The following is a 17,472-nucleotide window of genomic DNA, read 5'->3' on the forward strand; positions in this document are numbered from 1 at the left end:
GCGATGGCCCTGGCGATTGCCAGCAGGGTGGCACCGCAGTACGGGCTATATACCTCCGCCGTCGCGGGCATTGCGATTGCCCTGTGCGGGGGCTCGCGTTTTAGTGTATCGGGCACGACGGCCGCTTTCGTGGTGATCCTCTATCCGGTATCACAATAATTCGGCCTGGCGGGGCTGTTGATTACCACTCTCATGTCGGGGCTGCTGCTGATTATCATGGTGTTGGCGCGCCTTGGCCGCTTAATCGAATTCATTTCGCTGCCGGTCACGCTGGGCTTCACTTCGGGGATCGCCATCACGATTGGCACCATGCAGATCAAAGATTTCTTTGGTCTCCATACCGCCACGCTCCCGGAGCACTATCTGGGCAAGGTGGCGGGGTTGCTCTCCGCCCTGCCCACCTTTACCTTCGCCGATACCTTAGTGGGGATCGTGACACTGAGCGTGTTGATTTATTGGCCTCGGCTGGGTATACGCCTGCCGCCGCATTTGCCGGCGCTACTGGCCGGCGTAGCGGTCATGGGCGTGCTGTGGGGGCTTGGTATGCCGGCAGCCACCATCGGCAGCCGTTTAGCTATTTGCTCGCGGACGGCACCCACGGCCAAGGGATCCCGGCCATCCTGCCCCACTGGCTGCTGCCCTGGCAACTGCCGGGCGCCGACGGCGTTTTCCATGGCGATGCTGGGCGCTATTGAATCGCTGCTGTGCGCCGTGGTGCTGGACGGCATGACCGGTAAAAAGCATCAATCCGACAATGAACTTATCGGTCAAGGTATCGGCAATGTGCTGGCGCCGTTTTTTGGCGGCATTATCGCCACCGCGGCCATCGCGCGCTCCGCCGCCAATGTGCGCGCCGGCGCCACCTCCCCCGTCTCGGCGCTGGTGCATGCGCTACTAGTGCTCCTGGCGCCTGCGCTCTCCTGGCTGCTGCTGATCGCCTGGAACATGAGCGAAGCGCATAAGGTCATCTATCTGCTGCGGCGGGCGCCAAAAGACGACATCATCGTCATGCTGCTATGCATGTCGCTGACCGTCTTGTTCGATATGGTCATTGCCATAACCGTTGGGATCGTGCTGGCGTCGCTGCTGTTCATGCGCCGCATCGCCCGCATGACCCGTTTGACCGAGCTGCCGTGCAACCTGCCGATGACGCGGGTGGTACGCATCAACGGCCCGCTGTTCTTCGCCGCCGCGGAGCGTATTTTTGCCGAGCTCAGCGCACTGACCCCCGAAGATAAATACCTTATTTTGCAATGGGATGCCGTCCCGGTGCTGGATGCCGGCGGCCTGCAGGCCTTTATGCAGTTTTGCAACAAACTGCCCGCGAGCCAGCATGTGCTGGTGACCTATATTCCTTTCCAGCCGCTGAAAACGCTTGCGTGGGCCAATGTCATGCCGATTGCCGATCGGCTGTCATTTTGCAGTACTCTGCCGCAGGCGCTGGAATACCTTTCCGCGCCTCCTGCCGCCGACGCGCTGGCGGTAGGCCAGGGCCGTTAGCGGCGCAGAGCGCCGTTAGGGCAGCCGCCCTGCCGGCGCGTACCGGCGGCGTTAGTGCCCGGTGTCGAGCTCTGGGAAGGATTTGACCAGTTCATCAATCGCCTTCATCTGGCGCAGGAACGGCTCCAGCTTGGCCAGCGGCAAGGCCGAGGGGCCATCGCATTTCGCATTCGCCGGGTCCGGATGCGCTTCGATGAACAGACCGGCAATGCCGACCGCCATACCGGCGCGGGCAAGCTCGCTCACCTGCGCGCGACGCCCGCCGGAGGCCACGCCGAACGGATCGCGGGTTTGCAGCGCGTGGGTAACGTCGAAAATCACCGGGCAACCGCCGGAGACCTGTTTCATCACGTTAAAGCCCAGCATGTCCACCACCAGGTTGTCATAGCCGAAATTGCTGCCGCGATCGCATAGGATCACCTGGTGATTGCCGGCTTCACGAAACTTGTCGACAATATTACCGACCTGCCCGGGGCTGATAAACTGCGGTTTTTTCACGTTGATCACCGCGCCGGTACGGGCCATGGCCTCCACCAGATCGGTCTGGCGCGCCAAAAACGCCGGTAGCTGGATAACATCGACCACGTCCGCTACGCTTTGCGCCTGGCCGACTTCGTGCACATCGGTGATGACCTTCACGTCAAACTGCGCTTTCAGCTCGGCAAAAATCTTCATGCCCTCTTCCAGGCCCGGTCCCCGATAGGAATGAATGGAGGATCGGTTGGTTTTATCAAACGACGCCTTAAACACGTAGGGAATACCCAGTTTTTCCGTCACGGTGACGTAGTGTTCGCAGATGCGCATCGCCAGATCGCGCGACTCCAGCACGTTCATGCCGCCGAACAGCACGAAGGGCAAATCATTCGCTACCTGAATGTCGCCAATATTGACCACCAACTGTTTCATGCTTCACCTTTTTAATTGAAATTAACCGGAAACCGCCGCCGGTCAATGTAGGGTAACCGATTTTTGCTCGATGGAGTGGATTTGGACCTTAATCATCTCGCTGACCGGGTCTTCCGGGCACTGCTCGACGAAGTAATTTAAATCGTTGAGCGCCACGTGGTCACATTCCAGCTCGACATAAATCAGACCGCGGTCGCGGATTTCGTAGGGATCCGCCGGGTCAAACTCCAGCATAGCCTCGCTGGCGCGTAGCGCTAGCTCCATTTGTTTTTCGTCCATCAGCGCGCCTTTCAGGGTATCCAACAATTTGCGCACCACGGTATTATTATCCGCCTCTTCAAGATCCTCTTCAGCAAGCTGCACCCCTTCACCCAGATTGCCGCGCAGCCAGATATCGAGCGTATGCGCGTCCAGCGGGTCGCCATTAATGGGGTTTATCAGCCACATTTCACCGTCGAGCCAGTCGGCGCGCAGGATCATCTGGGTAGGAAAAATCACCGGCAACAACGGGATTTCCAGCGCCTGGGCGATATGCAGCAGGATAATCCCCAGCGAAGCGGGCAAGCCCTGGCAGCGGGCCAGGACGTTATCCAGCCACAAGGCGTCGGACAAACGGTAAACGCCGCCGACGCCCCAAGTGCGGTAAAACAGCTCGAGAAGCTGGGCCAGTTGGTCATCCTGTACCAGGTCGGCGGGTATCTGACGCCGCGCTTCCTCCGTCAGGCTTTGCAATTGGGCGCGGACGTTATCATTAGCAAAATCGGGCCGAATGGCCTGGGTAACGCGCAGCATCCCCTAGCTTAGAGGATGCTGGTTATATTCAAAATCGGCAATCGTACTCATATTGGTCCTGTTAACAGGGTGGGCCTGGTTAGCGCCGACAAGGCAGCAACGGTGACGAACAACAGGCATCCGGGGGCAGATGACGCCCGGACGGGCGGAACGCGGGGGAAACTGCTGGCGGATGTGACCCATTCTGGTCATCGATCATCCCGTTGTCGCTCGTGCAGCACGCCTGTCCATTCCCTTATTAAAATCACTTTCCCTCTGGCAATCGCTGTCCCTGGCTCACGCGCTCATTGTCGCCGTAATCGCGCAGGGTAGCCGTCTGGCCAAAGCCCGCCTCGGCGAGCAGGGCGCGCACGGCCGGCCCCTGACGCCAGCCGTGCTCCAGCAGCAGCCAGCCGCCGGGCAGCAAATGCGGCCCCGCCTCGCTGCAAATCGCCGCCAAATCCTTAAGGCCATCCTCCCCCGCCACCAAAGCGCTACGCGGCTCAAAGCGCACGTCGCCCTGGGCAAGATGGGGATCGTCCGCCTCAATATAGGGTGGATTACTCACAATAAGACTATAGCGTTGCGCATGCAATGCTTTAAACCAGTCACTTTCATGGAACTGCACATTCGTCAGTCCCAGACGGGCGGCGTTATCACGGGCGAGCGCCACGGCGCCCGGCGAGCGATCGACGCCGGTTATCCGCCACGCAGGCCGGTCCGATGCTAGCGCCAGCGCGATGGCGCCGCTGCCGGTGCCCAAATCCAGCACCTCGGCGCGGGCGGGCGGCAATAGCGCCAGCGCGCGCTGGACTAAACATTCCGTGTCGGGACGTGGAATTAAGGTATTGGGCGATACACGCAGCCGCAGGGACCAAAATTCGCGTTCGCCAATAAGATAGGCCACGGGCTCGCCCCGTTCGCGGCGCGCAAGAAGCGTCTCAAGGGTCACGCATTGTGCGTCCATCAGCGGGGTTTCGCCGAAGACCAGCAGCCGAGTGCGCGTCGCCCCGGTTACCTGCGCCAGCAAGATTTCGGCATCGCGCTTGGCGCTGGGGCTCAACGATTCACGCAGCCGGGCCGCGGCCTGCGTCAGCCATTGCTGCCAGGTCATCAGGGCGTCTCGGACAACGCGGCGAGCTGATCGGCCTGATACTCCTGCATGATGGGTTGGAGCAGCATATCCAGCTTGCCTTCGATCACTTCCTCCAGCCGGTACAGCGTCAGGCCGATGCGGTGATCGGTCACCCGCCCCTGCGGGAAATTGTAGGTACGGATGCGATCGGAGCGATCGCCGCTGCCCAGCAGGTTGCGCCGCGTGGAGGACTCCTCCTGCTGCCGGCGCTGGACTTCGGCGGCGCGCAAACGCGCGCCCAGCACCGCCAGGGCTTTAGCTTTATTCTTGTGCTGGGAGCGTTCGTCCTGGCACTCCACCACCAGCCCGGTGGGCAGATGGGTAATGCGGATTGCCGAGTCGGTGGTGTTGACGTGCTGACCGCCCGCGCCGGAGGAGCGGAAGGTATCGATGCGCAGATCGCCGGCGTTGATTTCCGGCAGTTCCGCCTCCGGGATTTCCGGCATCACCGCCACGGTGCAGGCCGAGGTGTGGATGCGCCCCTGGGATTCCGTTTCCGGCACCCGCTGCACGCGATGGCCGCCGGATTCAAATTTCAACAGGCCGTAAGCCCCTTCATGGGACACTTTGGCGATGACCTCTTTAAAGCCGCCGTGCTCGCCGTCGCTGGCGCTGACGATCTCCACCTTCCAGCGGCGGGTCTCGGCGAAACGGCTGTACATACGAAACAGATCGCCCGCGAACAGCGCCGCCTCATCGCCGCCGGTACCGGCACGCACTTCCAGGAAACAGCCGCGTTCATCGTCGGGATCCTTCGGCAGCAGCAGCACCTGAAGCTGCTGCTCCAGCCGTTCCCGGTTGGCGCGCGAGGCCAGCAGCTCCTCTTGCGCCATATCGCGCATTTCCGGGTCCTGCTGCAGGTGTTCCGCGGTGTGGATATCTTCTTGCACCTGGCGCCAGCGCTGAAAACAATTTGTCACATCAGACAGCTGCGCGTACTCCTTCGACAGGACGCGAAAACGCGCCTGATCGGCAATGACGCCGGGATCGCCGAGCAGGACTTCCACTTCTTCACGGCGCTCTTGCAACGCCTCCAATTTGGCGACTATCGTGGGCTTCATGCGTGGTGTATTTACCTTATGTGTTTCAGTGCGTGTCCAGTCCGAGACCGTCACGCAAAATGTGTAGTCGCTCGGCGTCGCCTTCGCGGGCGGCCTGCTGCAGCGATTTGGTCGGCGCGTGAATGAGACGGTTGGTCAGCTTGTGCGCCATCTCTTTCACCACCTGCTCCGGGTCAGCGCCGAGGCGCAACGCCGCCAGCGCGCGGGCTTCAAACTCCGCCCGCAGGCTATCCGCCTGGGTGCGGTAATCGCGTATCGCCTCCACCGCCGACTGGCTGCGCAGCCAACCCATGAAATTCAGACTTTCCTGCACGACGATGGTTTCCGCCAATACCGCGGCATGTTTACGCTGCGCCAGATTCTTTTCGATAATGGCCTGCAGATCGTCCACCGTATACAGATAGGCGTCGGCCAGCTTCGCCACCTCCGGTTCAATATCGCGCGGTACAGCGATATCCACCAGCAGCATGGGCTGATAACGGCGTTGTTTCAGCGCTCGCTCCACCATTCCTTTATCGATAATCGGCAGGGTGCTGGCGGTAGAGGTGATAATAATGTCGGCCTCACCCAATTGGCTATCAATTTCCGCCAGGCTGATGACGTCAGCGCCGACTTCTTCCGCCAGCCGCTGCGCCCGATCACGGGTACGGTTGGCGATGAGCAGCCGCTTCACTTTGTGCTCGCGCAGGTGACGCGCCACCAGTTCAATCGTTTCGCCGGCGCCCACCAGCAGCACCGTCACCTCGGCCAGGGATTCAAATATCTGCCGCGCCATGGTGCAGGCGGCAAACGCCACCGAAACCGCGTGTGAGCCGATTTCGGTTTCGGTGCGCACCCGCTTGGCAACGGAGAACGATTTCTGAAACAATCGCTCCAAATCCACCGACAGGCCGTGCCCGCGGCGGGATTCAGCGAACGCCTTTTTAACCTGACCCAGGATTTGCGGCTCGCCGAGCACCAGCGAGTCCAGGCCGCTGGCGACGCGCATCAGATGGCTGACGGCTTCATTGCCGAGATACCAGTAAAGACTCTGGCACACCTCGTCCGGCTCCAGTTGATGATAATCGCATAGCCAGCGTACCAGCGCCTCTTGCAAATCAGCCTGTTGTTCAACGCTCAGGTACAGCTCGGTGCGGTTGCAGGTAGACAGCACGACGCCGCCCTGCACCAGCGGTTGTGCAAGCAAGCTGCCCAACGCCTGGTCGAGGGTATCGGGTGAGAACGCCACCCGTTCGCGCAAAGCGACCGGCGCTGTTTTATGATTGATACCGAGTGCGAGCAATGTCATGGGTTCAGGTTACAGAGTAGTACAAGCGTTAGTATGGTTATCGTCTGCGCGCATTCTACTTGATGCACAGGTGCAAGAAAAGCCGCACCGCACTTTCCTCCCCTTATGGTGTATAACTTGTAAGGGTATAAAATCAAACTATTAAAGCCATTGACGCTAACGATGCCCTCCGTTAGCGTGAAAGAAAGTCATTCATCTCGCGATATTTAAGGACGTTGAAGTCATGCCAGAGCGTAATTACGCCGTTTTCCGTTTGCTGCCGCTTGCCAGTCTGCTGCTGGCCGCCTGTAGTGTTCACACGCCTTCCGGCCCGGCCAAAAGCCAAACCTCGCCCGAATGGCGCAGCCACCAGCAGTCGGTTTCCACGCTCACCCGTTACCAGACGCGCGGCGCCTTCGCCTATCTTTCCAAGGAGCAAAAAGTTTACGCGCGCTTTAACTGGCAGCAAACCAGCGCCGATCGCTACCACTTGATTCTGACCAACCCGCTCGGCAGCACCGAGATGGATCTCAATGTACAGCCGGGCGTGGCCCAGCTCGTCAACAATCAAGGCAAACGCTACGTCAGCGACGACCCCGAGGTGATGATCCAAAAGCTGGCCGGCATGTCTATCCCCCTCAACGACCTGCGCCAATGGATGCTCGGCCTGCCCGGCGATGCCACCGATTTCACCCTCGATGCCCGCGGCTATCTGCATCAGGTGAATTATAGCCACAACGGACAGCGCTGGACCGTGACCTACCAGGGCTATCACGACGATACCGTGCCGGCGCTACCGTCGAATCTGGAATTGCGCCAGGGCGATAACCGCATCAAATTGAAAATGGATAGCTGGAGCCTGTAATGACACGCCAGTGGCCGGCCCCGGCCAAGCTTAATCTGTTTTTGTATGTTATCGGCCGCCGCGCCGACGGTTACCATCTGTTGCAAACGCTGTTTCAGTTTCTCAATTATGGCGACACGCTCAGCATTACCTCGACCGTCGGCGGCCGCATCCGCCTGCTGAACCCGGTCGCGGGCGTGGCGGAAGAGGATAATCTCATCGTTCGCGCCGCGCGGCTGTTGCAGCGCCATTGCTGGGCAACCGATGACCCCGCAGCGCCGGGGGCGGATATCCGCCTTGAGAAAGTGCTACCGATGGGCGGGGGGCTCGGCGGCGGGTCTTCCGATGCCGCCACCGTGCTAGTGGCGCTCAACGCCCAGTGGAACTGCGGCTTGACGCTGGCCACCCTGGCGCGGCTGGGGCTGACGCTCGGCGCCGATGTGCCGGTGTTCGTTCACGGCGAGGCGGCGTTCGCCGAAGGCATCGGCGAGCGGCTCACGCCGGCTGCCCCAGCGGAAAAATGGTATCTGGTGGCGGTGCCGCCGGTTAGTATTACCACGCCGCGCATTTTCGGCGATCCTGAGCTGCGAAGAGACGCGCCGCCGCGCTCGCTCGCCGCGCTTATGGCCGCCCCTTTTCAGAATGATTGTGAGCCGATCGCAAGGAAACATTTTTCCGCGGTTGAACAGCATCTTTCATGGCTGTTAGAATACGCGCCGTCGCGACTGACTGGCACAGGCGCTTGTGTATTTGCCGAATTCGATACCGAGGCCGCCGTCCGTCAGGTTTTATCGCAGGCCCCGGCATGGATGCGCGGTTTTGTAGCCCGAGGCGTTAACGTTTCCCCGCTGCACCGCGCGTTGTCAGGGGCGCAATGAGCCGCCCGACGGCGGTCTGATGCATTACCCGTATGGCATTGTCCCGCATGGCGCCGCCGCCTTCCCCGGCGTCAGGCTGGCGCAATACCTTCTCTGGACGCAAGCCTGAGGTTCTTCTCGTGCCCGATATGAAGCTTTTTGCTGGAAACGCCACCCTGGAACTGGCGCAACGTATTGCCAACCGTTTATATACCAGTCTTGGCAATGCCGCCGTTGGCCGTTTCAGCGACGGCGAAGTCAGTGTGCAAATCAATGAAAACGTCCGCGGTGGCGATATTTTCATCATCCAGTCCACCTGCACGCCCACCAATGACAACTTGATGGAGCTGGTGGTGATGGTGGATGCGCTGCGCCGGGCCTCTGCCGGTCGTATTACCGCCGTCATCCCCTACTTCGGCTATGCGCGTCAAGATCGCCGCGTCCGTTCCGCCCGCGTACCGATTACCGCCAAAGTGGTCGCCGATTTTCTCTCAAGCGTCGGTGTTGACCGCGTGCTGACGGTCGATTTACACGCGGAGCAGATTCAGGGCTTCTTCGACGTGCCGGTGGATAACGTGTTCGGCAGCCCGATTTTGCTGGGAGATATGCTGCAGCAGGATTTGGAAAATCCGATTGTCGTTTCCCCCGATATCGGCGGCGTGGTGCGTGCACGCGCGATAGCCAAGCTACTTAACGACACCGACATGGCGATTATCGATAAGCGCCGGCCGCGCGCCAACGTGTCGCAGGTCATGCATATCATTGGCGACGTGGCGGGTCGCGACTGCGTGCTGGTGGACGATATGATCGATACCGGCGGCACCCTGTGCAAAGCCGCCGAAGCGTTGAAGGAGCGCGGCGCCAAGCGGGTATCCGCCTATGCCACGCACCCGATCTTCTCGGGCAACGCTTTTGACAATATCAAGAATTCGGTGATTGATGAAGTGATTGTCTGCGATACCATCCCGCTGGATCCGGCCATCAAGGCACTGCCCAACGTGCGCACGTTAACGCTGTCGGGCATGCTGGCGGAAGCGATTCGCCGCATCAGCAACGAAGAATCTATCTCGGCGATGTTCGAGCATTAATCCCACTGCCGCGCGCTGCCCGTTCCCTGGCGCGCAGCGTCGTTGCCGCGCTTCGCTAAGCCTTCGCGGCTTGTTAAGCCAACGCGGTTCGCTGAACGATTACCATTCGCTCAACCACTGCGGTTCCTTGAAAAGCACAGACTGTTTATTGCCCACCGCAAGATTCGCCTAAGCTTCACCCATTGCCCGAACGCAGCACGGGTCGGCAAAATCTGGCATGACGGGCCGCAGAGAAACCGCTCGCCCGTTCAGGCAAGGTCGCGCGTTACGGTCGTCGTGCCGCTGCGTCAGGTCAGTCTGCCCTCCCGCGGCATTACGGGTTAATGGTAGCGGGTGTTATGGTTTTTTTGGCAGCGCGCATCAAAGCGGCGGTGCCACCAGTACCTATCGGAGATTTCCTCGTGACCGCCCATGCGCGCGCCCGCGAGCCATAACAGCGCGCCGACAAAGATGCCCATAATGCCGCCGCTGGCCATCAAATTGGGCATGTGGATTTGGGGCAGTTGATTGAGCACCGATACGGCGATACTGGCAACCATAAGTATCATCCCCGCGCCCATGAGGCTATTGCCGACCAGCATTGCTGATTTACGTCTCATGTTACACCTCCTGATTGTCCGTACAGACGCCCTGCTCGGCGTCATTCCTTTCGCTAACTATTCCTTTCACTGATTAAAGTATAGCCAGAGTTGATCCCTCACCTTGTGGTAACGATCACAGACTATTCAATAAATCACACAAATCGGGGCGATCCGCGACATCGTCGGCGGGCCGTTGATTTGAAAAGCCTTGCCCCGGCGGAGTAAACTAGAGCGCAAACCGCCAGATGAGACCAAGACGTGACGATCAAATTAATTGTAGGCCTGGCCAATCCCGGCGCCGAGTACGCCGCAACCCGCCACAATGCCGGCGCCTGGTATGTCGAGTTACTGGCAGAGCGCTACCGGCAAACGTTAAAAGAGGAAAGCAAATTTTACGGCTACACCGGCCGTCTGACCCTCGGCGGCAACGATGTCCGCCTGCTGGTCCCAACAACCTTTATGAATCTCAGCGGCAAAGCGGTAGCGGCGATGGCCACCTTTTACCGCATCGCTCCGGAAGAGATCCTGGTAGCGCACGATGAACTGGATCTGTTGCCCGGCAACGCCCGGCTAAAGCTGGGCGGTGGGCATGGCGGCCATAATGGCCCGAAAGACATTATTAACCGCCTGGGCAACAATCCCCTATTCCACCGCCTGCGCATCGGCATTGGCCATCCCGGCGACAAAAACAAAGTGGTGGGCTTTGTGCTCGGCAAACCACCCGCGGCGGAATTACAGCTGATTGATGGCGCTATCGATGAAGCGGTGCGCTGTACGGAGATTCTTATCACCCAGGATGCCGCGAAGGCCATGAACCGCCTGCATGCCTACCGGCCCGGTTAAACGCCAGGCGTCGAGTAATGTGCGGATTCTGTGTATAATGAACGTTTAGAGTGATATTATGCCGGCATTGGCATTTAACCGGCTGATAATAGAGCTATTTAAGGTAAAATAACCATGGGTTTCAAATGCGGTATTGTCGGGTTGCCTAACGTGGGCAAATCCACCCTGTTTAATGCGCTGACCAAGGCGGGCATCGAAGCGGCGAACTTCCCGTTTTGTACCATCGAGCCCAATACCGGCGTGGTGCCGATGCCCGATCCGCGCATGGATCAGCTGGCGGAAATCGTCAAACCGCAGCGTATCGTGCCGACCACCATGGAGTTTGTCGATATCGCCGGTCTGGTGAAAGGCGCGTCCAAAGGGGAAGGATTGGGCAACCAGTTTTTGACCAATATCCGTGAAACCGAAGCGATCGGCCATGTTGTGCGCTGCTTTGAAAACGACAATATTATTCATGTGGCGGGGAAAGTCGATCCGGCAGAGGACATCGACGTCATTAACACCGAGCTGGCCCTGTCCGATTTGGAAGCGTGCGAACGCGCCATCCGCCGGGTGCAAAAACGTGCCAAAGGTGGCGACAAGGATGCCAAGCTGGAGCTGTCAGCGCTGGAAAAGTGTCTTCCCCATCTGAGCAATGCCGGCATGCTGCGCACGCTGGACCTGTCGAGCGATGAGAAAAGCGCTATCCGTTATCTCAGCTTTCTGACGCTCAAACCGACGATGTACATCGCCAATGTGAATGAAGACGGTTTTGACAATAATCCTTATTTGGATAAGGTGCGCGCTATCGCCGCGGCCGAGGGATCGGTGGTGGTCGCGGTTTGCGCCGCGGTGGAATCGGATATCGCCGAACTCGACGAAGAAGAGCGCGATGAATTCATGGCGGAATTGGGTCTTGACGAGCCGGGCTTGAACCGCGTCATTCGCGCCGGCTATGAACTGTTGAATCTGCAAACTTATTTCACCGCCGGGGTAAAAGAAGTGCGCGCCTGGACCATCCCGGTGGGCGCTACCGCGCCGCAGGCGGCCGGCAAAATTCACACCGATTTTGAAAAGGGCTTTATCCGCGCCCAGACCATTTCTTTTGCCGATTTCATTACCTATAAAGGAGAGCAAGGCGCCAAAGAGGCCGGCAAAATGCGCTCCGAAGGGAAAGAGTATGTGGTTAAAGACGGCGACGTGATGAATTTCCTGTTCAACGTCTAAATAAAATTTGTTATCTCATGAGGTTGGATGCCGTCTCATGAAAACCACTAAAATCCACGCACTGACGTGGATTTTTTTGTCCCCTTTGGCTAACGCATTAGAGACAATTACTCAATTGATCAATTAGTTACTTATTCACTCACTTAGAGCCTGTTTAGAAATTTGTGTATTTGCCTGATTTTGATATGTTTACCGCAACATCAAAAACAGGTTAATTTATGGACGAAAAACAGTTGCAGGCTCTGGCTAACGAACTGGCCAAAAATCTCAAAACCCCTGAAGATCTCAGTCACTTCGATCGGCTGCTGAAAAAAATCAGCGTCGAAGCAGCTCTCAATGCCGAAATGACCCATCACCTCGGCTACGATAAAAATCAGCCTAAACCGGGGACCAACCAACGCCCGCAACGGCTATTCCACAAAAACCGTTACCACTGGCGATGGCCCGCTGGCGCTGCGTACTCCGCGCGATCGTGACGGTTCCTTTGAACCGCAACTGGTGAAGAAGAACCAGACCCGGATTACCGGGATGGATAACCAGATTTTATCGTTGTACGCCAAAGGGATGACCACCCGCGAGATCGCCGCCGCGTTCAAAGAGCTGTATGACGCCGATGTCTCGCCGGCGCTGGTCTCAAAGGTCACCGATGCGGTCATGGAGCAGGTTGTCGAATGGCAAAACCGGCCTCTGGATGCAGTCTATCCCATTGTTTATCTTGACTGTATCGTTCTAAAAGTCCGGCAGGACAGCCGCATCATCAACAAATCTGTGTTCCTGGCGCTGGGCATCAACATCGAAGGCCAAAAAGAGTTGCTAGGTATGTGGCTGGCCGAAAACGAAGGCGCAAAGTTCTGGCTGAACGTGCTGACAGAGCTGAAAAACCGCGGCCTGAACGATATCCTTATCGCCTGCGTAGACGGGCTGAAAGGTTTCCCTGACGCTATTAATGCGGTGTATCCGGAGGCGCGGCTCCAGCTGTATATCGTGCATATGGTGCGCAACAGCCTGCGGTTCGTCTCCTGGAAGGACTACAAGGCCGTCACCCGCGACCTGAAAGCTTATTTATCAGGCCCCTACGGAAGAAGCCGGCTTGCAGGCGCTGGAAGCGTTCTCCAGTGCCTGGGACATCCGCTACCCGCAAATAAGTCGAAGCTGGCAGGCAAACTGGGCCAATCTGGCCACGTTCTTTGCCTACCCAACGGACATCCGCAAGGTGATCTACACGACCAACGCCATCGAGTCGTTAAACAACGTGATCCGGCATGCCATCAAAAAGCGCAAGGTGTTCCCGACCGACGACGCAGTGAAAAAGGTGGTGTGGCTGGCGATACAGGTGGTCTCACAGAAATGGACAATGCCTTTGAGGGACTGGCGCATGGCAATGAGCCGCTTTATTATCGAGTTCGGTGACCGCCTGGACGGTCACTTCTGAGAAAAGGCATTTACACAGAATCCGGTACGGGCTCGCTTTAACGGCCAAGGACACCGCGGACCAAGACCCTTCGCAACCATAGACTTTCGCCGCTATTGGCAATCGGCGCTATTCACTAAATTAACGCGGTCTTCCCCGGCATTTACGCTAAACAGACGACGATAATAGGATCTCTTCTGTGCGAAAAACCGTATACGCAAGCCGCTCATCACGATTAATCGTTGCCGCTTCAGCCAGTTAACTTAATTTCCTTTCACCGGACACGCGGCGAGCGCATGATGCGATCCCAAGAAGTCGTTAGTCTTTTTCGCTTATATAAAGAGGTTTTTTCCATAACTGACCCGTTAACGCCCGCTGCGCTATGACCTCCTCAGGCGCGTCATGCGGCCGTCTGATGAACAAGGAAATCGTTATGTTGGCTAAACCCCCGCATTCTCTCCCCCCTTATCTCGGCGCGGAATCGGCCCATTGTTGGCAAGGTGATGTTTATTATGATTGTCAGGAGTACGAGGACTTTCCGTTGCGCAATGACGCCCCGGGCACGGCCCTCTCGCTGCCGGTATTTCAGGCAAGCAAAGTCCCCCTAAGTGAAGACGGACGACGATGCCTGATACGGCTGTTTTCCGCCCTGGCCAAATATCAGCAATCCCATGTATTACAAACCTTAGCGTCCAGCCAATATCTCGGTTTGCCGATTCAGGTTGCAACACTGGCGCAAAGCCTTTATACCGCCATCATCGGCGGCCAAAATCGTCCCGCGCTGCTCATGGCATCCCTGACGCTTGCCTGTCGATACCTTATGGACGAGTGTCACCCGTTGGTGTTGCTCGCCGGCCATGTGAGGCAATGCCTGCGGGAATGGATAGGCGATCCCCTTATCGCTACCCTTTTTGGTCAGGATCTGGCGCAAGAAAACGCCAGCGCCAGCCTTTTGGCCTTCGGCTGTTGCGCCGTGGCGATTTTCCTTTGTCGGGACACACCCGACCCCCAGCGGTATACCCTGCGGCTACCGCTTTGCCTGGTGACGCTATTATGCAAAGCTCAGCTTTATTGGAGCATTCTCGAAGACATCGTCAGCCAGGCATCATCGCGACTGCCCGCGCCGCTGATGATTACCGCCCGCGCGCAGAAAAGATTGCCTGGCGCGCGACTGTGCCGGTCTCGCTCTGCGCGATTATCCTGGGAAAAAGCGGTGGAAAAACGTCTCGGCATCGGCGCGACGCCATCGCCGCCACGGCCAAAGACGACGGCAACGTCGACGATGGCCCGCAGCAGCGCGCATTTAGCGGTCGCGTCTCTTCACCCTAGCGCCTTGCTCCCCGCCGCGATGGCCAGCGGCGCCAGCGCGTCGCCCTGGCCAAAGAAACTGCTCTGGGCGACGGCGAGCGCGGCCGGTTTGACGGGTGCTTATCATCTCTGGCAGTCGTGGCTATCGGGCGCAACGGCCGCCGTCCCTTCAACCACGTCGGCCCCGCAAACCCTGGCACTGCGGCAATCGCGTCCTCAGGTCGGACGAAACGCCAGCAAATTCCCCTTCACGTTCGACCAATATGATCCTGACTTCATGACTCACGCGCGCTATGGCACCCTGCTGCGCCCGTTTATTGAAAAGCATGTTCCCACCGACTTCTACCGCCTTTATTTCAATTCGCTATTAAATCGCGCTATTGCGCGTCCGGCCATCGCGGAGTGTAAAACCTGCCCCTACGCGCTATTTGTCAGTGAGATTTACCGCCAAACGGTCGATGAAATACACTTTATTCAGACGCTCAGCTATACCATCAATATTTCCCTTCCCCATTTCCCGTCGACGCTGCATACCCTTTATCTGGCCATGAGAGAGGAGTGGCGCGATATCATCGATACCGCTTATGTCGTCGAGACGGTGCTCCCGCCGTTGGCGAGTGGCTATGAACAAGGGTCGAAGGCTTTCACCGCCCTGCGGCAGCGGCTTGAAACCCGCTTACCCTTGCTAGATTTACCGTTACTCAGAAACCAGCTGTTAACGCTTTTGTTCTATCGGGGTAAAGAACAGGGCGGCAACCTCATTATCCCGCTGGAGTTTTGCCGGCAAATCTATCCTGAGCTGAAAATGGGATTGATGATTCACGGTGACATCACTCGAAGCGTGATTAATTACCTGACCGAGATACTTTATCGCGAGCTTTACGATTTTCAAATCAGTGCACTCGAGACGGAAAAAAACATTATTGAATATCACTATACCAATCCTAAAGAGATATTTTTGACGCTCAATAATAATGAAGGCCACAGCTCAATATCCCGCTCACTGGTGGCAATGCTGGTTTACAAGCGCCTCCTGCCGGCGCTGGAATATCTTCAAAGCAACGGTAAGCAAGGTAGGCCCAGCCTGCCCATACCGGCGTTGGAGCATCTTATCACCGTGCTCATCCAGGGCGCAGGCCCCTGGCCGTCAAGCGCCAACACCACGTCGGCGCCGGACCACGCGGCCGCCGCCGAGCAACTGAATGCCGGTCCTGGCGCAGCGAAGACGGCCGATCCGACCCCTACGCCTCAGGACTATACGCTCGCGGGATTGACGCTGGCCGGTCTGGCGGCGGTGGCGACGATTTATGGCTATAAAGCCACCGTCGGCGGGCCTACCCCCTCCGTTGCCATACTCGGCGGCAGCGCCAGCGGTGTGACATTCGGCGCTATTACGGCCGTTTGTACCCACGATATGGGCGTTGCCGGTATTGCCGCCTTTAACTCCGGTCTCATGTCGGGGATGGCCATGGGCGGCATACTGGAAAACCCGGTAGGCGAAAACAGGCACAGGAAAAGATCGTCTCACGGGGATCGTCGTGGCGGCACGCTGAGCGCACGCACGCTGTTCCGGGTCGAGGCGTCGGCTGACGGCGTCAACCGTTGCCCCATCCTGGCGCAACAAGCCCAGGATATGATAGCGGGTCGCCACCCCTTCTACTATGCCCAGCAATGGCTGGAGCCCGCCGTCGATAAGGTGCTGTACTTTGGTCATCAAGAAAAGATCGACGATCCCCACTATGATTATATGAATGAAGCCGTCGAGCTCGCGCATCATTATCTGCGCCAGATCACCGTTATGATTGAAGCCTTGACAGAAAAATTCATTACCCGCCGCCCGCTTTTCATACAGCGCGTCAGAGAATATTTGCAATGTACGCTCGACAATTGTGAAAATGAGATCCTTGCCCACGCCGAGCAGCAATTAATTGATTATTGTCAGCGCGCCCGTCAGTTTCTCAATGAGGCCAAGGCGGTCAATTTTACCAATATTGTCATTATTGCCACCCGCCATAGCAGTCTCGGGGAGGCTTGCTTATTAAGGCACACGCGAAGCAACATTAAGCAACTGCCCCTTGTTTATGGCGCGCAGCAATACAGCTTGCAGGGCCTGGTGTTTATCGCCGACGCGCTATTGTGTCATCCTGACAGGTGGCGAGGTCCGTCCGCAACGATGTCGCTAACCCGCATTGACGAAGATGTGCTGCGCGCGACGCTACAAATTAGCTCGGTGTTAAACGATTATATTCCGCTCACGCAAGACAGCTTAACCCCGTTACCGAACCAAAAGACCGTTAATACCGTCATGGCGCATAGTCTAAACACATTGGATAAAAGAAGTGGGCTGTATCAGTTTCTCGGTGACTATGCCGCCGTCAATAATGTGCGCTTACCGTCAAACCTGACCACCGCCTTGACGCAGTATAAGACCTTAAAGGCCAACGTCATTATGAAAAACATGGATCACGTTGCCATGATACTGAAAACGTTATATCTATAGGAGAGTCAGACCCCTCCATAGCCCTAGAGAAACGAGCAGAGATCTTCAACCCCGCTCCCCGCCCAACGTGGTGAATGCCCCTGTTCCGTCCACGCGTCGGTGAATCGAGCTGATGTGACAGGGGGCCGGTCTTGCCTCACCTCATCAGAATAACCGCATCCGCGGCTGCGGCCTCCGTCGGCTGGCCTGTCCCT

The 17,472-nt window shown here is 57.8% G+C and carries 13 protein-coding genes and 2 pseudogenes; 9 read left to right on the forward strand and 6 right to left on the reverse strand.

The window, feature by feature from the left end; genetic code table 11:
- Positions 1 to 3 precede the first annotated feature (3 nt).
- Together SOPEG_RS29655 and SOPEG_RS29660 are read left to right on the forward strand one after the other, a co-directional pair.
- Positions 4 to 849, forward strand: a pseudogene (locus SOPEG_RS29655) (SulP family inorganic anion transporter); the annotation flags it as partial.
- 297 nt (positions 850 to 1,146) lie between these two features.
- On the forward strand, positions 1,147 to 1,500 hold the full coding sequence (locus SOPEG_RS29660) for an STAS domain-containing protein (RefSeq protein ID WP_236851814.1): 354 nt from the start codon (positions 1,147 to 1,149) through the stop codon (positions 1,498 to 1,500).
- 51 nt (positions 1,501 to 1,551) lie between these two features.
- Here SOPEG_RS29660 and kdsA read toward each other — a convergent pair whose 3' ends face one another.
- The 5 genes from kdsA to hemA form a co-directional block, all read right to left on the reverse strand.
- Positions 1,552 to 2,406 carry a 3-deoxy-8-phosphooctulonate synthase gene (kdsA, locus tag SOPEG_RS13305; protein WP_025245714.1) on the reverse strand — a complete coding sequence of 285 codons (855 nt, stop codon included), beginning with the start codon at positions 2,404 to 2,406 and terminating at the stop codon, positions 1,552 to 1,554.
- Between the two features lie 42 nt (positions 2,407 to 2,448).
- A complete protein-coding gene (gene sirB1 / locus SOPEG_RS13310) occupies positions 2,449 to 3,198 on the reverse strand; it encodes an invasion regulator SirB1 (protein WP_025245715.1) in 750 nt (249 codons plus the stop codon).
- A 244-nt stretch (positions 3,199 to 3,442) separates the two neighbouring features.
- On the reverse strand, positions 3,443 to 4,291 hold the full coding sequence (gene prmC / locus SOPEG_RS13315; RefSeq protein WP_025245716.1) for a peptide chain release factor N(5)-glutamine methyltransferase: 849 nt from the start codon (positions 4,289 to 4,291) through the stop codon (positions 3,443 to 3,445).
- The gene (gene prfA, locus SOPEG_RS13320; protein ID WP_025245717.1) at positions 4,291 to 5,373 is read right to left on the reverse strand and encodes a peptide chain release factor 1; all 1,083 of its coding nucleotides are present in this window, start codon (positions 5,371 to 5,373) and stop codon (positions 4,291 to 4,293) included. Before prfA ends, prmC begins: the two co-directional genes overlap by 1 nt.
- A 25-nt stretch (positions 5,374 to 5,398) precedes the next feature.
- The gene (hemA, locus tag SOPEG_RS13325; protein ID WP_025245718.1) at positions 5,399 to 6,661 is read right to left on the reverse strand and encodes a glutamyl-tRNA reductase; all 1,263 of its coding nucleotides are present in this window, start codon (positions 6,659 to 6,661) and stop codon (positions 5,399 to 5,401) included.
- Between the two features lie 223 nt (positions 6,662 to 6,884).
- Here hemA and lolB point away from each other — a divergent pair, with 223 nt between their 5' ends.
- From lolB to prs, 3 genes are all read left to right on the forward strand, one after another.
- A complete protein-coding gene (gene lolB / locus SOPEG_RS13330; protein ID WP_025245719.1) occupies positions 6,885 to 7,505 on the forward strand; it encodes a lipoprotein insertase outer membrane protein LolB in 621 nt (206 codons plus the stop codon).
- Entirely contained in the window at positions 7,505 to 8,362 is an 858-nt protein-coding gene (gene ispE / locus SOPEG_RS13335; RefSeq protein ID WP_025245720.1) for a 4-(cytidine 5'-diphospho)-2-C-methyl-D-erythritol kinase, read from the forward strand. The genes lolB and ispE overlap by 1 nt, the downstream gene beginning before the upstream one ends.
- Before the next feature lie 119 nt (positions 8,363 to 8,481).
- Complete coding sequence (gene prs / locus SOPEG_RS13340) at positions 8,482 to 9,429, forward strand: ribose-phosphate diphosphokinase (protein WP_025245721.1); 948 nt, start codon at positions 8,482 to 8,484, stop codon at positions 9,427 to 9,429.
- A 320-nt stretch (positions 9,430 to 9,749) separates the two neighbouring features.
- Here prs and ychH read toward each other — a convergent pair whose 3' ends face one another.
- Positions 9,750 to 10,028 (reverse strand): stress-induced protein YchH, encoded by a 279-nt coding sequence (gene ychH / locus SOPEG_RS13345; RefSeq protein ID WP_025245722.1) that lies wholly within the window; start codon positions 10,026 to 10,028, stop codon positions 9,750 to 9,752.
- A gap of 240 nt (positions 10,029 to 10,268) precedes the next feature.
- Here ychH and pth point away from each other — a divergent pair, with 240 nt between their 5' ends.
- The 4 genes and pseudogenes from pth to SOPEG_RS13365 all read left to right on the forward strand — a co-directional run bounded on the left by pth (position 10,269) and on the right by SOPEG_RS13365 (position 17,278).
- Positions 10,269 to 10,853 (forward strand): aminoacyl-tRNA hydrolase, encoded by a 585-nt coding sequence (gene pth / locus SOPEG_RS13350; protein ID WP_025245723.1) that lies wholly within the window; start codon positions 10,269 to 10,271, stop codon positions 10,851 to 10,853.
- Between the two features lie 114 nt (positions 10,854 to 10,967).
- Positions 10,968 to 12,059 (forward strand): redox-regulated ATPase YchF, encoded by a 1,092-nt coding sequence (ychF, locus tag SOPEG_RS13355; RefSeq protein WP_025245724.1) that lies wholly within the window; start codon positions 10,968 to 10,970, stop codon positions 12,057 to 12,059.
- 218 nt (positions 12,060 to 12,277) lie between these two features.
- Positions 12,278 to 13,491, forward strand: a pseudogene (locus SOPEG_RS24875) (IS256-like element ISSoEn2 family transposase).
- 394 nt (positions 13,492 to 13,885) lie between these two features.
- Positions 13,886 to 17,278, forward strand: a complete 3,393-nt coding sequence (locus SOPEG_RS13365) for a hypothetical protein (RefSeq protein WP_025245725.1) — start codon at positions 13,886 to 13,888, stop codon at positions 17,276 to 17,278.
- Positions 17,279 to 17,472 lie beyond the last annotated feature (194 nt).

The organism is Candidatus Sodalis pierantonius str. SOPE (assembly GCF_000517405.1).
Classification (GTDB): Bacteria; Pseudomonadota; Gammaproteobacteria; order Enterobacterales; family Enterobacteriaceae; genus Sodalis_C; species Sodalis_C pierantonii.